The 14,743-nt window shown below is 39.6% G+C and carries 17 protein-coding genes and 1 riboswitch; of the genes, 15 read left to right on the forward strand and 2 right to left on the reverse strand.

Annotated features, from left to right (window positions below; all coding sequences use genetic code 11):
* Positions 1–159 precede the first annotated feature (159 nt).
* From AC59HZ_RS15115 to AC59HZ_RS15140, 6 genes are all read left to right on the forward strand, one after another.
* Positions 160–1,575 (forward strand): ethanolamine ammonia-lyase reactivating factor EutA, encoded by a 1,416-nt coding sequence (locus tag AC59HZ_RS15115; RefSeq protein WP_496546635.1) that lies wholly within the window; start codon positions 160–162, stop codon positions 1,573–1,575.
* Positions 1,576–1,580: 5 nt separating this feature from the next.
* Positions 1,581–2,942 carry an ethanolamine ammonia-lyase subunit EutB gene (locus tag AC59HZ_RS15120; RefSeq protein WP_496546636.1) on the forward strand — a complete coding sequence of 454 codons (1,362 nt, stop codon included), beginning with the start codon at positions 1,581–1,583 and terminating at the stop codon, positions 2,940–2,942.
* A 16-nt stretch (positions 2,943–2,958) separates the two neighbouring features.
* Positions 2,959–3,822 (forward strand): ethanolamine ammonia-lyase subunit EutC, encoded by an 864-nt coding sequence (gene eutC / locus AC59HZ_RS15125; RefSeq protein ID WP_496546637.1) that lies wholly within the window; start codon positions 2,959–2,961, stop codon positions 3,820–3,822.
* Between the two features lie 45 nt (positions 3,823–3,867).
* Positions 3,868–4,005 carry a hypothetical protein gene (locus AC59HZ_RS15130; RefSeq protein WP_496546638.1) on the forward strand — a complete coding sequence of 46 codons (138 nt, stop codon included), beginning with the start codon at positions 3,868–3,870 and terminating at the stop codon, positions 4,003–4,005.
* A 15-nt stretch (positions 4,006–4,020) separates the two neighbouring features.
* The gene (locus AC59HZ_RS15135) at positions 4,021–5,556 is read left to right on the forward strand and encodes an amino acid permease (protein WP_496546639.1); all 1,536 of its coding nucleotides are present in this window, start codon (positions 4,021–4,023) and stop codon (positions 5,554–5,556) included.
* A gap of 153 nt (positions 5,557–5,709) precedes the next feature.
* A complete protein-coding gene (locus AC59HZ_RS15140; RefSeq protein WP_496546640.1) occupies positions 5,710–6,429 on the forward strand; it encodes a DsbA family oxidoreductase in 720 nt (239 codons plus the stop codon).
* A gap of 66 nt (positions 6,430–6,495) precedes the next feature.
* Here the strand turns inward: AC59HZ_RS15140 and AC59HZ_RS15145 are convergent, their stop codons facing one another.
* Positions 6,496–7,068 carry a CotG/ExsB N-terminal domain-containing protein gene (locus tag AC59HZ_RS15145; protein ID WP_496546641.1) on the reverse strand — a complete coding sequence of 191 codons (573 nt, stop codon included), beginning with the start codon at positions 7,066–7,068 and terminating at the stop codon, positions 6,496–6,498.
* A gap of 202 nt (positions 7,069–7,270) precedes the next feature.
* Between AC59HZ_RS15145 and AC59HZ_RS15150 the strand changes: the two genes are divergently transcribed.
* Positions 7,271–8,362 (forward strand): CotH kinase family protein, encoded by a 1,092-nt coding sequence (locus AC59HZ_RS15150; protein WP_496546642.1) that lies wholly within the window; start codon positions 7,271–7,273, stop codon positions 8,360–8,362.
* A gap of 63 nt (positions 8,363–8,425) precedes the next feature.
* On the opposite strand, the gene AC59HZ_RS15155 is transcribed toward AC59HZ_RS15150, so the two are convergent.
* The gene (locus tag AC59HZ_RS15155) at positions 8,426–8,575 is read right to left on the reverse strand and encodes a hypothetical protein (RefSeq protein WP_496546643.1); all 150 of its coding nucleotides are present in this window, start codon (positions 8,573–8,575) and stop codon (positions 8,426–8,428) included.
* Between the two features lie 258 nt (positions 8,576–8,833).
* On the opposite strand from AC59HZ_RS15155, the gene AC59HZ_RS15160 reads away from it, so the two are divergent.
* From AC59HZ_RS15160 to AC59HZ_RS15195, 8 genes are all read left to right on the forward strand, one after another.
* Positions 8,834–9,058, forward strand: coding sequence for a hypothetical protein (locus AC59HZ_RS15160; RefSeq protein ID WP_496546644.1), 225 nt, complete (start codon positions 8,834–8,836; stop codon positions 9,056–9,058).
* 18 nt (positions 9,059–9,076) lie between these two features.
* Positions 9,077–9,493 carry a GNAT family N-acetyltransferase gene (locus AC59HZ_RS15165; protein WP_496546645.1) on the forward strand — a complete coding sequence of 139 codons (417 nt, stop codon included), beginning with the start codon at positions 9,077–9,079 and terminating at the stop codon, positions 9,491–9,493.
* 19 nt (positions 9,494–9,512) lie between these two features.
* A complete protein-coding gene (locus AC59HZ_RS15170) occupies positions 9,513–9,860 on the forward strand; it encodes a YkgJ family cysteine cluster protein (RefSeq protein WP_496546646.1) in 348 nt (115 codons plus the stop codon).
* A gap of 262 nt (positions 9,861–10,122) precedes the next feature.
* Positions 10,123–11,055: a LipP1 family hormone-sensitive lipase gene (lipP1, locus tag AC59HZ_RS15175; protein ID WP_496546647.1), complete on the forward strand. Its 933-nt coding sequence runs from the start codon at positions 10,123–10,125 to the stop codon at positions 11,053–11,055.
* A 40-nt stretch (positions 11,056–11,095) separates the two neighbouring features.
* Positions 11,096–11,317, forward strand: a complete 222-nt coding sequence (locus AC59HZ_RS15180; protein ID WP_496546648.1) for a hypothetical protein — start codon at positions 11,096–11,098, stop codon at positions 11,315–11,317.
* A gap of 101 nt (positions 11,318–11,418) precedes the next feature.
* Complete coding sequence (locus AC59HZ_RS15185) at positions 11,419–12,207, forward strand: HAD family hydrolase (RefSeq protein ID WP_496546649.1); 789 nt, start codon at positions 11,419–11,421, stop codon at positions 12,205–12,207.
* A 22-nt stretch (positions 12,208–12,229) separates the two neighbouring features.
* Complete coding sequence (locus AC59HZ_RS15190; protein WP_496546650.1) at positions 12,230–13,060, forward strand: AraC family transcriptional regulator; 831 nt, start codon at positions 12,230–12,232, stop codon at positions 13,058–13,060.
* Positions 13,061–13,200: 140 nt separating this feature from the next.
* Positions 13,201–14,421 (forward strand): MDR family MFS transporter, encoded by a 1,221-nt coding sequence (locus AC59HZ_RS15195; RefSeq protein WP_496546651.1) that lies wholly within the window; start codon positions 13,201–13,203, stop codon positions 14,419–14,421.
* Positions 14,422–14,512: 91 nt separating this feature from the next.
* A riboswitch (cobalamin riboswitch) is annotated at positions 14,513–14,712 on the forward strand.
* Positions 14,713–14,743: the final 31 nt, after the last annotated feature.

The raw sequence follows: 14,743 nt of genomic DNA on the forward strand, positions 1-14,743 counted from the left end.
GATGTTTGGACATTTTTTATAAAGTTTGGACAATTAGACATTTTATTCCAAAAATTAATGTTAAAAATGATGAGATGTCAATCGACTCATTTCCGAATATAGTCAGAGCAATTGGAATAATCTGGTGCAAAACATGACTAAATCAGGAGGTGACCTAGCTTGAGCAATAAAGTAATAAAAAGTGTAGGAATCGATATCGGCACGAGTACGACCAAATTGATGATGAGCGAATTGACATTTGGACGGGTGTCAAGTCAGTTTGCTCTGCCGCATTTTGATATTATCGAGCGCAAGGTCACCTTTGTAAGTGAAATCATATCAACACCACTGATAGACGAAGAGGAAATCGACCTAACACAATTAGTTGCTTGGCTAGAAAAAGAATACCTTCAAGCGGGTCTAACCATTTCGGATATACAATCTGGGGCTGTCGTAATTACGGGTGAAACAGCCATTAAAAAGAATGCAGATGCCTTGATTCATTATTTAGCCGAACGAGCGGGGGACTTTGTGGTTGCGATAGCGGGTGCCAGCTTAGAGGCGGTTTTAGCTGGAAGAGGCTCGGGCGCCCATGAGCATTCCAATAAGACGAAGGGAATAGTGGCCAATATTGACATTGGCGGCGGTACGGCAAATGTGGTTCTTTTTCAACAAGGTAAAGTTCTTGAAACAATTACGTTTCATGTTGGAGGCAGATTAATAGAAATCAATCCGAATGGTGAAGTCTTAGCAGTTTCACCTTCCATAAGGCCCTGGCTTTTTTTAAAAAAATTTCAAATAGAAAAGGGCATGCAGCTGACGCAAAAGATCTTATCTGAAATCAGTACGGCACTAGTCATTGATATGCTGGATTGTTTAGCTGGTAAAAAATCCATCCATTCACTAAATACATTGGTTCATAGTTCATCATGTGAGGCATTGCCAACGATTGATGAAGTAATGATATCTGGAGGAGTAGGGAGTCTCACCTTAGCAGGACCCCCAACTACAATGGAAGAGGCAGCGAAATATAATGACTTTGGACCCTTGCTGGCAAACAGTATAAATCAAAAAATAATAGATTACCATTTCCAGGTCATCAAGCCTTTGCAAACCTCAAGGGCAACTGTCATCGGGGCCGGGATGCAAACGACCAAGATCAGTGGGGCGACAATTTTGATCCAAGCGAACCGTCTGCCGTTACGAAACATTCCCGTTATTAAAATAACTCTTTCAGTCGAGGAGATTAAACGAAACCTTTTACTTGGAAAAGAAATGTTTGGTAGAAATGAACGATTACCCTTTGCCATTGGTTTATCTGGGACAGAATATTTAACCTATGAAAAAATGAAAGACTTATCCTCTGTCATCGGAACCCTTTACTATAAATATTTTCCTCGTAGTGAGATTCTAGTAGTAGTTTGTGAAAATGATATGGCAAAGGCCTTAGGACAGACGTTACAGCTGCAATTTGCCTTCGATGTTATTTGTATCGATCAAATTAAAATTGAACATGGTGATTACATCGATATTGGCGAACCGTTAACAGACACGATAGTGCCGGTTGTCGTCAAAACGCTAGCATTTAGGAGGTGAAAGCAATGAAAACAAAAATTACTTTGCTAAATAAAACTTATCAATTTAGTAATTTAAAAGAAATCCTCGCAAAAGCTAATGAAGAAAAGTCTGGCGATCAGCTTGCGGGCATCGCGGCAAAGGATGCTCAGGAGCGGCTCGCCGCACGGCACCTTCTGGCTGACTTAACCCTTAACGATATTCGAAACAACCCAGTCCTCGCCCCCGAAGAGGACGAGGTATCGAGAGTAATAGAAAATTCAATCAATGAAAAAATCTATCAATCAATTGCCAATTGTACCGTCAGTGACCTGCGTGAAACTCTTCTATCCGATACCACAGCTAACATGGAAATCACTCGCCTCAGGATGGGCCTCACAAGTGAAATGGTTGCAGCCGTCACGAAAATTATGTCCAATTTGGATTTAATTCAAGCTGCATCGAAAATAGAAGTCATAACTCAGTGCAATTTTCCAATAGGATATAAAGGAACGCTTTCCGGCAGGGCACAGCCCAACCATCCGAACGACTCTATCCAAGGCATCAAAGCATCCCTTTATGAAGCATTAAGCTATGGAATCGGCGATGCGGTCATTGGCATTAATCCCGTGATTGATACAGCTGAAAGTGTAAAGCAAATTTTACAAATGACGAAAGAGGAAATGGACCGTTTTCAAATCCCTACACAAAACTGTGTATTGGCCCATGTCTCCACGCAAATGCGAGCGATAAAAAATGGGGCGCCGTCCGATTTGCTTTTTCAAAGCTTAGCTGGAACGGAGTCAGGTAACAAGGCTTTTGGAATAAGTGTTGCATTATTAGATGAAGCGAATGATTTAATTCAAAAAGAAGGAACGTCAGCTGGCCCGAATCTCTGGTACTTTGAAACAGGACAGGGTTCTGAGTTATCATCGGATGCCCATCATGGCATTGACCAAGTAACACTTGAAGCGAGATGTTATGGTCTCGCTAAAAAATATCACCCCTTTATCGTCAACACAGTTGTCGGATTTATTGGTCCTGAGTACCTGTATAACAGCAAGCAGGTGATTAGGGCAGGACTTGAGGATCATTTTATGGGGAAACTGCAGGGGATACCAATGGGGGTCGATGTTTGTTATACAAATCATATGAAAGCCGATCAAAATGATATGGAAAACCTTGCGATTCTCCTTGGTTCTGCAGGGGTCAATTTCCTTATTGGTGTGCCAATGGCTGATGATTGCATGCTCAATTATCAATCCACGAGCTTTCATGATATTGCATCGGTAAGAGGTGTTCTGGGTTTACGACCTGCCCCTTATTTCGAGAAATGGCTGGAGAAAATAGGCATTATGGAAAACGGCAAATTAACAGAGCGTGCAGGAGATCCGACGATATTTTTGTAGAAAGGAGGGTTCAAGAATGAATGAGGGACAGATTGAATTAATTGTTCAAAAAGTAATGGAACAGCTGCAAAAAAGGTTTACACCCGACCATAATATTGCCAGGGAGAATGTAAAAGAAATTATCGAAAAAGGTTTAATTTTTTCAGAACAGGATTGGAAAACATCGATTCCGCTGCCTGCCTATCAGGAAGGAGTGGCGGAGTTGACCGCCTCGACCCCTGCACGAATTGGAGTCTGGCGAACAGGCACCCGGCCATTAACGAAAACAATGTTAAAGCTGCAGTTCGATCATGCAGCTGCTATTGATGCGGTTGGCAGTGAGGTCCTAGAAAAATACTTAGAGGAATTCAATTTATTTACTGTTGAGACCTGCTATGAAAATAAAGAAGTTTACCTGAAAAGGCCAGATAAGGGCCGGGTGCTTACGGACGCTGCCGTTGACAGTATCAACAGCCGCTGTCAAAATCGCCCTCAAGTTCAAATTGTTGTTTCCGATGGACTGAGTGCCAGTGCCGTTGAGACAAACCTAAAAGATGTTTACCCTGCCCTGATAGATTCATTGAAAATAAACAATCTATCATGTGGAACTTCTTTTTTTGTCAAAGGGGGAAGGGTTGCCTGTATGGACCATATTGGTGAAATCCTCGAGCCGGAGGTACTCGTGCTTTTAATCGGCGAACGTCCTGGGCTTGTGTCAGCAAGCTCGATGAGTGCGTATATGTGTTACCGGCCGCGAAAGGGGATAATTGAATCAGACCGCAACGTCATCTCGAATATCCATCCGCTGGGTACCCCTCCAATAGAAGCTGGCGCTCACATAGGAACCGTTCTACGAAGAATGATTGAACAAAAGGTGAGCGGTGTGAAACTAGAGTTATAGTCTTGTTTGTCTTTTGTTGAAATAGGAAAGGAAGGAGGGGAAAGAATGGGGGTTTTAATTGGATTTGCTTTAGTGTTGTTCACACTAGCTGTTGGAGCAGCCATTGGTGTGAGGGCAAATAAAAATGTCAGAGCCTTTAATGAAGAAGAACATGAAATTTTTGTCGGAAGGGATAACAAATAGAAAGGAGCTAGGGAAATGAAAAATAAGGACCAACAGTTGTTGGAGGATCGAAAACATCTCAATCGTTATGGCTATGCCCAAGAATTGCTGCGTGATATGGGTGGTTTTTCAAACTTTGCCATTTCTTTTTCTATTATTTCCATTTTAACCGGTGCCGTATCGCTTTATGGTCATGGCTTACTCTATGGCGGCCCAGGGATGATGGGATTTGGATGGACAATCGTCGCTTTTTTCGTCCTTCTCATAGCTGCTTCCCTTTCAGAGCTGGCATCAGCCATTCCTACTGCAGGTGCCCTATATCATTGGGCCGCTGCCTTGAAAGGAACAAGGATTGGCTGGTACACTGCATGGATTAACTTAATTGGTCAAATTGGCATTGTTGCCGGAATTGATTACTCTGTAGCCTTATTCGCCGATCCGCTCCTGGCAGGAATCTTCGACTATTCTTCCACCGATACTACCACTCTAATTTTCTTTGGCGCTGTTCTCCTTTTACACGGAATCCTCAATCATGTAGGGATCAAAATCGTTGCAAAACTTAATGATTTTTCTGCCTGGTACCATATGATTGTGGTAGCTATTTTGGTAGTCAGTCTGGCATTTTTTACAAAAAATGGCTTGCAGCCAATTGATTATTTGTTTAAAGTCGGGCAAACCTTTTCCGATAAACCCTATTTTCTCGCTTTCCTAATTGGATTATTGCAAGCACAATGGACGTTTACAGGCTACGATGCATCTGCTCATACGATTGAGGAAACGGTCCACCCGCGGGTTCGCGCCCCATGGGGGATTTTTAACTCGGTTGCTTTTTCGTTCGTTTTTGGTTTTATCATGCTTTCCTTCGTTACGCTTTCCATCCATGATGCAAGCGGTGCAGTCAACTCTGATAATGCCTTTATTTATGTCATCAGCCAGGCATTAGGCGGTACGTTTGGTAAAGTCGTCCTTTGGCTCGTAACCTTCGCCATGTTTTTCTGTGGCTTATCTTCCATCACCTCGTTTTCACGGATGATGTATGCTTTTTCGAGAGACAATGGAATGCCTCTGAGCCGCCACTGGGCAGAAATCAGCCGCAAGTTCCGTACTCCGGCAAAAGCCATTTGGCTTTCGGTTATACTTTCCTTCGTCTTAGCATTGATAGACTACATCACAAAGCTGATTAACCCAAATGTCGGGTACTCCACGATTGCCTTTTTAACAGCGGTTAGTGTGGTGGGGTTATATGTCGCCTATGGAATCCCGATTTATTTAAAGCTTAGAGCAGAGTCAAAGGGAATCTTTTTACCGAAGCATTACGGTCCTTGGAGCCTTGGAAAATGGAGTAGGCCGATTAATATTATCAGCTTGATTTGGATCGTGTTTATTTGCGTCATCATGGTCATTCCGCCAAATCAAATGGCGGCATACGCGCTTGGAGGAATGTTTGTTCTACTGCTGATTATGGATTTTGGTTATTATAAAAAGAACTTTAAAGGCCCTCAAGCTGCCCTTGAAAAATCAATTGATGAGATTAGAAGATTGGAAGATGAATTTGAACGGGAAAATGATTAAAACCAATGTAAGAAGTGCCCTTCAAAATGGAGGGCACTATTAATTTCAGCCAAATTCAACCCTTCGCTTACTCCTTCCATGAGCATCCTTCTATTGGATTTGTTTCCCGATGTGTTACTATAAAACCAACCTAAGATAAATGAGGTGCAGAACTTGAAAATTGAGGTATGGTCTGATTATGTATGTCCATTTTGTTATATTGGAAAACGTCGATTAGAAGAGGCGCTTGCCCAGTTTCCACATAAAGAGCAGGTTGAGGTAGAATTTAAAAGCTTCGAGCTTGATCCGAATTCTCCGAAGAATAGCGGTCAAAATATTCATGAGGTCCTTGCTAAAAAATATGGTATGAGTATTGAGCAGGCGAAGCAGGCAAATCGAAACGTTGGTCAGCAGGCAGCAACGGTTGGTTTGACCTTTAATTTTGATGAAATGAAGCCGACTAACACATTTGATGCACATCGGTTAGCGAAATTTGCTAAAACAAAAGGAAAAGAAGCGACAGTATCGGAAAAACTTCTTCAAGCTTATTTTACAGATTCAAAGCATATTGGAGAGCATGAAACCTTAGTAGAAATTGCAGTTGAGGCAGGCCTTGATCGTCAAGAAGTCTTGAACTTATTAGCAGATAAAAACTCATTTGCACAGGATGTAAGGTTTGACGAGTCCTTAGCTCAGCAATATGGAGTTCGTGGTGTTCCTTATTTTGTTCTTAACCAAAAATATGCTATTTCTGGAGCCCAGCCTATTGAAACCTTTAAGGGTGCGCTACTTAAGGTATGGGAGGAAGAATCAGCTTCACCGGTGCTGCAGGATTTGTCTACAGATGCAGATGTAAGCTGTGATGATGGCAGCTGTGCCATTCCTGAAAAATAATATAAATAAAGATGGGAAAGGGGTCTTTGGCTCCTTTCCCTTTTTTACCTGAACAGTTTCGGTATCTTATCTACAGTTTCTTTTTCTGAAATAATTCTGATTATTACTTCTATCCCAGCATTTCTTTATCTCGCTATTACGGTAGCAAGTAGTGTGGCATCTTTTTCTAGATGTACAACGTCTAGATGTACGGCGTCTTGATGTACGACGTCTTGATGTACAACGGCTTGAAGTGTTTCTCCTTGAAGTATTGCGACGGGAAGTGTTCATTCTGGAAGTGTTCTTTCTTGAAGTATTTCTGCTTGAAGTATTTCTCCTTGAAGTATTTCTTCTTGAAGTGTTTCTTCTTGAAGTGTTTCTTCTTGAAGTATTTCTTCTTGAAGTATTTCTTCTTGAAGTGAATAATCTAAAAGTGAATCTCCTTGAAGTATTTCTTCTTGAAGTATTTCTTCTTGAAGTATTTCTACTTGAAGTGTTTCTTCTTGAAGTGTTTCTCCTTGAAGTATTTTGGTTTCTAGAAGTTCTTCTGCGTGAAGTGCCGCGATTATGCCCAGGGTCTCTGAACATGAAATCCCACAACCCGCCTCGTCTAGCCTCGTCTGCAGCGGATTGAATATCATCTGAAGTAAATTCGCTCATTTTTGCACCTCCTTTAAAAATAGAAAAGGGAGTACGAAAACTGATTGACAGTGTTTGTCTATAAAACTCACTCTTCTTTTTACAATTTACGTATGAAAGTGAGCTTTTGTTTGGGACAAACGCCTAACGCAGGAAAAAATGCACTCATGGCGTGACATCTCCCTATTTTTATTCATACGAATAATGGAGGGAGGAGAAGGTCATGGACGAGGGAGCTAATATTCCGCAATATAAGCTTTTCATTAACCCTTTTGATATTAAAGAGCTTAAACGAGACATTTGGATTGATGACCCAATTCCGGCACAATTAAAAGTGGATGGTAAAAGACTCGAAATTGATATAAGCTACCGTGGGTCTCATATCCGTGATTTTTCGAAAAAGTCTTATCAAATTTCTTTCTATAAACCCAATATGTTTAAAGGTTCAAAACAAATCCATTTAAATGCAGAGTACAAGGACCCATCGTTAATACGGAACAAGTTGTCCTTTGACTTTTTTTCGGAGCTTGGGGTTCTCTCGCCACAATCCCAGCATGTTTTATTAACGCTTAATGGAAAATTTGAGGGGGTTTATTTAGAAATTGAATCAGTGGATCAGCATTTTTTAAAGCGTAGAAACCTCCCAACAGGGAGCATTTTCTATGCAGTTGATGGTGATGCTAATTTTTCCTTAATGAGTGATTTGGATAAGGAAATAAAAAAATCATTGGAACTAGGCTATGAAAGAAAATTTGGGCCGGAGACTGATGATTTCTTTTTGCAGGAATTTATCATTAAGATTAACACCATACCTGTCCCGGAATTTGAAAAGGAAATTCCGAAATACGTGGATGTCGATAAATACCTCCGCTGGATTGCCGGGATTATCTTTACTGCTAACTATGACGGGTTTGTTCATAATTATGCTCTTTACAGAAACCGTGAAACAAAGTTATTTGAAGTCATTCCTTGGGATTACGATGCAACATGGGGGAGGGATGTGAACGGAAAAGTGATGGAGGCAAATTATGTGCCGATTGAAGGTTTTAACACCTTGACAGCAAGATTGTTAAATGTGGACAGTTTTCGGAGGCAATATCGAAATCTGCTTGAAGACATTATGAAAAACCAGTTTACAGTAGAATTTATGATTCCAAGAGCAGAAAAGCTCCTTCAATTAATTCGCCCCTATGTCCTGCAAGACCCATATAAAAAACAAAACATAGACCAATTCGATCAAGAAATAGAGGTCATTTCCAACTATGTTAAAGAAAGAAGAAACTATTTACAAAGAAAACTAGCAAAATTAAATTAGGGTATCAGGTGCCTTTGTGAAAAATTCTAAGGCACCTGACACCCTGTTGTTAATTATTGGTCATTATTTTTGAAAAGTAAAATCTGGTTTTATGCCTAAATTATTTTTACTAGCCGCTTCATTATGTTTCTTCTTTTTCTTTTTAAAGGTCATTCCGAGTGAATGGATGTCCAAGGATGCTTCAATTTCTTTCTTAACCATATTAATAATCATGATTGGGAGAAAATAACAAGTGAGCGGGATGAGCACAACCCATGGGGACATGAAAAACTCTCGATAATTTTGACCAATTAGACCAGCCCACTCTTTGGATATTGAATGGCTCCATTCCCTTCAATAAACACTGTTCAATATTTTGAGGGAAATAGAAATAAAAGGTTTATTCTATAAAAGAAAAAATTTTCTGAAACATCGCTTATCAAACTTACGTCTATTTATTACGGGACGTGAAGAAATTTGTAATAAAAATAAATGCCAAACAGACTAAGCCAGGCAATTTACACCCTAATAGAAGGGAAAGGGGAAACAATGCTTAGAAATGTCATTGTTGTTATAGATGATGAAGACAGTGTAAAACAGGCGATTAGAGAAATTTTGCGGGCAAAGCATAAAGGACATGAGTATGCCCTTGATTTAACGCGAATTCAAGATAGGGATAGAAAAAGAGAGATTATGAAAAGATTAACTCGATATTAAATCGAAAGGTGAAATTAAATGGATTTTAATATTGTAACTCAGCTTTCCAACGAGCAATTGTTCCAGTTAGAAAGAATATTTCAGTTAGAATGGTGGACAAAAGGACGAGAACTTTCCGATATTAAGCGGATGGTTGAACATTCAGACTTCATTGTAGGATATATTGATCCAGGGACATATGAGTTAATTGCTTTTGCGCGTGTATTAACGGACTATGTCTATAAGGCGATGATTTTTGATGTTATAGTAAAGGAATCCTATCGAGGCAGGGATCTAGGTTCTGCTATAATAAATACTATTCTAGAAGAACCTTCTCTAAGAGATGTAAAACATTTCGAATTATATTGCCGCCCAGAAATGGTCCCTTTTTATCATAAATGGGGATTTTCAGAAAAATTGGACGACCTTACTTTTATGAGATTAATAAATAAATAGATAATAAAGGGAGAGATTTATGGAAAGTCTTCCATGTCAAGGCTGTAGAGGTCTATGCTGCGGTCCTGTGCCCGTCACATCAAAGGAATTAAAAAGAATTAAAACAAAGATCAAAACAATGCCAGTTAAATTACGTCTACAGCTTCAAAATCAAAAAAGATATTATGGAACATGTATATTCTACGACCTTGATAAAGATAGATGTGGAATTCATGCAGCTCGGCCTGATACTTGCCGAAAGTTCGGCTATTATAAACACCTCGTTTGTTTCCGCAATCCAGCAGCAGCAACCAAAGAACCAGATCCATTAACAGAAGAATTTGTCGGTATGCTTAGTGTTGATTTTATCTGGAAAGATTTTAGTTAAAAGCTATTTCGCAAAAATTACTGTTTTTCAAACAGCATTACCGATAAGTATTAAATGAAGAGCACCTTATTCGGACACGAACGACCTTGTAATCCCCAAAGCTGTCCGAATAGGGCACGGAATCGGACACAATAGCCATCGTTTACTCGATGTGTGCCTCATTTATTCTATGGTTAACAAATAATTTCCGATAGAAGGAAATAAATGCCTTATCTCGAATTGAATTAATGTAAGAATATTCTAACAGAAGGAAGGCGAATTCATGTCACTAGATCCACAAACAAAATTAGTTTTAGATCAGTTAGCTGCTGCCGGAGCTCCTCCTATGGAAACTTTAACTCCTGAGCAAGCAAGACGAGCGTTTTTATTGCCACAGGCTGAGTTAGAGGAAGTAGGTAAAATAGAAGATCGGACAATCCCTGGTCCAGTGACGAACATTCCTGTTCGAATCTATTATCCAAAGGAAAGTCAAGCTAACTATCCCGCACTGGTCTTTTATCATGGCGGCGGTTGGGTTATCGGAAACATTGAAACTCATGATAATGTATGCCGGACATTAACTAATCTAGCCAATTGTGTAACAATTTCAGTCGATTATCGTCTAGCGCCTGAGCATAAATTCCCTGCTGCAGTGGAAGATTCGTATGCGGCAGTTCAGTATGTTTTCGAAAATGCAGAAGCTTTTCAAGTTGACCGTTCCCGGATTGCGGTTGGTGGAGATAGTGCCGGTGGAAATTTGGCGGCGGTCGTTACGAATCTGGCCAAGGATAATAACTACCCAGCTATATGCTTCCAACTATTAATTTATCCAAGTACAAACGTTGGAGGAGAACCAACTGTTTCTATGAGGGAAAATGCAGAAGGATATTTCTTAACAAAAGGAACGATGGAATGGTTTAGGGCTTGTTATTTAAATAGTGAAGAAGATAAGCATAACACGCTTTTATCGCCAATTCTGTATGAAGATTTTAAAGACCTTCCGCCAGCACTTGTGATTACGGCTGAATTTGATCCTCTCAGAGATGAGGGTGAGGAATACGCGAAGAAGCTTGCTGAAGCCGGTGTAGAAGTGGAATGTGTTCGCTACGACGGAACAATCCATGGATTTGTCAGCATGGCTGCCGTGATAGACCAAGGAAAACGTGCCCTTGAAAAATCAGGCAGCACCCTAAAGAAAGCGTTTAATACAAAATAGATCCAATTTAGGACCGCCTTATCCTCAGGTGGTTCTTTTTTTGATAGTTGAGTTTCAGGCAGCGAAAGAGCAAATATCATTTCTTCTTCAACAAAAATGTACAGAGGCTCAGGGATTTTATTATAGTAAACCACTTTCGGTTTCCGAATTTGAAAAAAATATACAATTAGTAAATCAAACGCTTGAAATCATCATTAATTTTGAGCGTTTTTTTGTTCACGCTTTGTTAAAAAGTTTAGGGAACGAAGGTCCCTTTTATTAAGTTGATGGGACTTTTTGTATAAGTTAATGAATAAAAATATTACGAATTTTATGTAAAAATGGTAAACTAATAAAAAATCTTTTTAATAGGTGAGGAACGATATGATTAAAGCCATTTTTTTTGATTTAGATGATACCCTTTTATGGGATCAAAAAAGCATAAAGGAAGCTTTTACTGCCACCTGTAAGGTAGCTCAGGAAAAGCACGGCCTTGACCCGATTCAATTTGAAGAAGCCGTACGAGAGACTGCTAGAAGTCTTTACTCGTCCTATGAATTCTATCCTTTTACCCAAATGATTGGAATCAATCCCTTTGAAGGATTATGGGGCAATTTTTTAGATGAACAGGATGAGTTTAAAAAAATGAAAGAAACGGTTCCGGCTTATCGCAAGGATGCCTGGACATTGGGATTAAAAGCAATGGGGATAGAGGACCCTGATTTTGGCCATGAGTTAGCAGAGCGATTCCCTCAAGAGCGTCGTAACCTGCCATTTGTGTATGAAGAAACCTTTAAAATATTGGATGATTTAAAACATAATTACCAGCTTCTTCTGTTAACCAATGGATCACCGGATTTGCAAAATACTAAACTTGCGATTACGCCAGAGCTTGTCCCTTATTTTGACCATATTGTCATTTCTGGAGATTTTGGCAGAGGCAAGCCGGATCCAGCTATTTTTGAACATGCATTGGAACGGATGTCCTTACATAAGGAGGAAGCTATCATGGTTGGCGATAACCTGATGACAGACATTCTCGGTGCCAATCGAGCCGGAATTAAATCCGTGTGGATTAACCGCCACAAAAAGGAGCGAAATGAAGTGGTTCCTTCTTATGAAATAAAGCACCTTGAAGAGCTTTATTCAATTTTGCAAGAGTTAAAAAAATAAATGCTGAAATGGCGGAAGGCAAATGAGGTATTTAAGACTGAAACTGAATAATACGAAGTTTATGATGACTCATTTATCGCCTCATGAATCTGATCCCTTGGCACATGACCATGGGGATGATTATCAAATTACCATTCCCATTTTAGGGACACCTTTTTTAGAACTTGAGCAAAAATTGAATTCTTTGAATAAAAGCAATCGGATTATTACCATGCCTGGTGAAAAGCATTTCCACTTCACTGGTGAAGAGGAGAGCCGAATTTTATTAATTAATATTAATAGGCACTTTCTTGAACAGGTGGTGTCCTCCCGTTTAAACAAAGAGTTTGGCGAAATGGGCTTCAAACATTTTGGTGATGGCTCTTCTGAAAAATTAATTAAAATTGCGAATGACCTTATCAGATTGAATCTCTTAGGGAATTCAGATCCTGTCAGGACAGAGGAGCTGGAATGGGAATTAGCGGAGACTTTTTTAGGTATCCAAAAAGGCCCCCATAGCGAACAATGGAAAAGGGAAGTGACCCTTGGGTTCCATCCGTTAATTAAGAGAGCTGTTGATTATATTGAGGAAAATTATCATTCTGAAATCTCACTGGAGGTTTTAGCAGCCGAATCAAGTCTCAGTAAGTATTATTTGATTCGTTCTTTTAAAGAGGTGATGGACTGTACGCCGGCTCAATATGTGACGGATACTAGGCTGAAGCGGGCAGTTGAATTATTGCTGGCCACGAGCCTTGATATTACCACGATTGGTTTTGAAGTAGGATTTGGCAGCCTTCATACCTTTGAAAGGATATTCAAGAAAAAATATGGCGTGACGATTTCTGATTTTCGTAAGAAAAATAAAACATAAACGGAAACCATTGCAAAATACGCAATGGTTTTTTTTATGTTCAAAAGTTGCTGTAAGAATTAAAGCAATTTTGACAGAGAAGCTTCTTAAATCCTTTGATAAATTTAAGCTATCAACTAATTAGGAAGTGTGAACGACATATGAAATCATTGATAATAACTAAATTTCACCCGGTAGCTTTGGGAATCATTTATGGGACCTTTTTAGCAAGAACAGGCTTTTTTATGAGTCTTCCGTTTTTAGGGATTTATTTACATGAAGTAAAAGGCTTTAACTCTGCTGTGACTGGCGCCATTTTGGCAGTAAGTTTTTTTGTTAGTCCCTTTGCGAGTTTCATTGGAGGAGCAATGTCGGACCGAATTGGAAGATATCCGATTATGATTTTCTCCATTTTTACATGGGGAGGTGTATTTTTAGGGTTCGCTGCAGCAGAAGAGGTGTGGCATTTCCTTATTCTAAATGCCTTAAACGGTTTGTGCCGAAGTATTTTTGAACCGACTGCACGAGCCATACTTGTAGATGTTACGCCACAGGAAGCAAGGGTAGAAGTTTTCAACATCCGGTATTTTGCCATCAATCTAGGCGGAGCCATTGGACCGATTATAGGCTTGTTCATTTGCGGAGCACAAACCATGATTCCCTTTATGATAAGTGCATCTATATATCTGTTATACGGGTTCCTAATTTTCATTTGGAGCCGCAAATATCCGATTAAGTTAACGAGAGAAAAGGAAGAAAAAAATACCTTTGGTGAGAGTTTGAAGATTATTAGCAAGGATCGTGTTTTTCGTTTTTTCCTGATAGGGAATATATTTGTAACTGGTGGCTATTCCCATCTTGATACGACTCTTTCTCAATATTTAGGCAGTGACAAAGCAGGTGTTTATACGATTTTGTTTACCACCAATGCATTGACCATTCTTCTCCTACAGTTTCCTATTATAAATATGATGAAGAGGTACTCTTCCTTAACCGCGTTAAAAGCAGGGTGTCTATTGTTTTCAATAGGGATATTGGGTTTTGGAGTATCTGATTCACTAATTTTGTTCATCGTTTCCATGATCCTTTTTTCTGTAGGGGAAATTCTTTGTTTTATTATTGGGGATGTGCTGATTAGTGATATTGCGCCATCCAATTTAAGGGGAGCTTATTTCGGGGCTGTCGGTCTGCAATTTATCGGTCAAGGCGCTGCGGCATGGTTTGGCGGCTGGCTCCTCAATTATTTTGGGGTTGGAAGTGGTGCAATTGTGTTTGGTATATTAGCTTTATTCACTTTCATAGCCTATCCATTTTTTCAATATGGGCAATATCTTTTAGGGAATAAACCATCCTACTTCAAAACTCAGCAAAAAACTAATTAAAATACTTGATAAATTACTAAGTTTATACTATGATAGATTTTAGTTTAAAATCAACATATTGTTTTAGTTCTTAAAAATAAAACTATATATTGTGTTTGCCTTAAGTTGAGATGCCGGAAACGGCTTAATTGGGAATCTGGTGAAAATCCAGAACTGCCCCCGCAACTGTAAATGCTGACGAAATGAACAAACCACTGTATAAAAAAGCTTATTAAATTAGGCGGTTATATGGGAAGGGTTCAGAGTAGGGAGATGCATAAGTCAGGAGACCTGTCTTTCTTAAGATGTTTCAGCTTCTTCGGGGATTGAGAAGATGGAACGG

Source organism: Neobacillus sp. DZ-9 (assembly GCF_059587065.1).

Coding starts and splice junctions, on each gene's coding strand:
- AC59HZ_RS15155 (WP_496546643.1), bottom strand. CDS start 8,575: ATGATTATTAATATGGTTAAGAAAGAAATTGAAGCATCCTTGGACATC.
- AC59HZ_RS15170 (WP_496546646.1), top strand. CDS start 9,513: ATGGAAAGTCTTCCATGTCAAGGCTGTAGAGGTCTATGCTGCGGTCCT.
- AC59HZ_RS15160 (WP_496546644.1), top strand. CDS start 8,834: ATGCCAAACAGACTAAGCCAGGCAATTTACACCCTAATAGAAGGGAAA.
- lipP1 (WP_496546647.1), top strand. CDS start 10,123: ATGTCACTAGATCCACAAACAAAATTAGTTTTAGATCAGTTAGCTGCT.
- AC59HZ_RS15190 (WP_496546650.1), top strand. CDS start 12,230: ATGAGGTATTTAAGACTGAAACTGAATAATACGAAGTTTATGATGACT.
- AC59HZ_RS15165 (WP_496546645.1), top strand. CDS start 9,077: ATGGATTTTAATATTGTAACTCAGCTTTCCAACGAGCAATTGTTCCAG.
- AC59HZ_RS15130 (WP_496546638.1), top strand. CDS start 3,868: ATGGGGGTTTTAATTGGATTTGCTTTAGTGTTGTTCACACTAGCTGTT.
- AC59HZ_RS15120 (WP_496546636.1), top strand. CDS start 1,581: ATGAAAACAAAAATTACTTTGCTAAATAAAACTTATCAATTTAGTAAT.
- AC59HZ_RS15150 (WP_496546642.1), top strand. CDS start 7,271: ATGGACGAGGGAGCTAATATTCCGCAATATAAGCTTTTCATTAACCCT.
- AC59HZ_RS15185 (WP_496546649.1), top strand. CDS start 11,419: ATGATTAAAGCCATTTTTTTTGATTTAGATGATACCCTTTTATGGGAT.
- AC59HZ_RS15195 (WP_496546651.1), top strand. CDS start 13,201: ATGAAATCATTGATAATAACTAAATTTCACCCGGTAGCTTTGGGAATC.
- eutC (WP_496546637.1), top strand. CDS start 2,959: ATGAATGAGGGACAGATTGAATTAATTGTTCAAAAAGTAATGGAACAG.
- AC59HZ_RS15135 (WP_496546639.1), top strand. CDS start 4,021: ATGAAAAATAAGGACCAACAGTTGTTGGAGGATCGAAAACATCTCAAT.
- AC59HZ_RS15145 (WP_496546641.1), bottom strand. CDS start 7,068: ATGAGCGAATTTACTTCAGATGATATTCAATCCGCTGCAGACGAGGCT.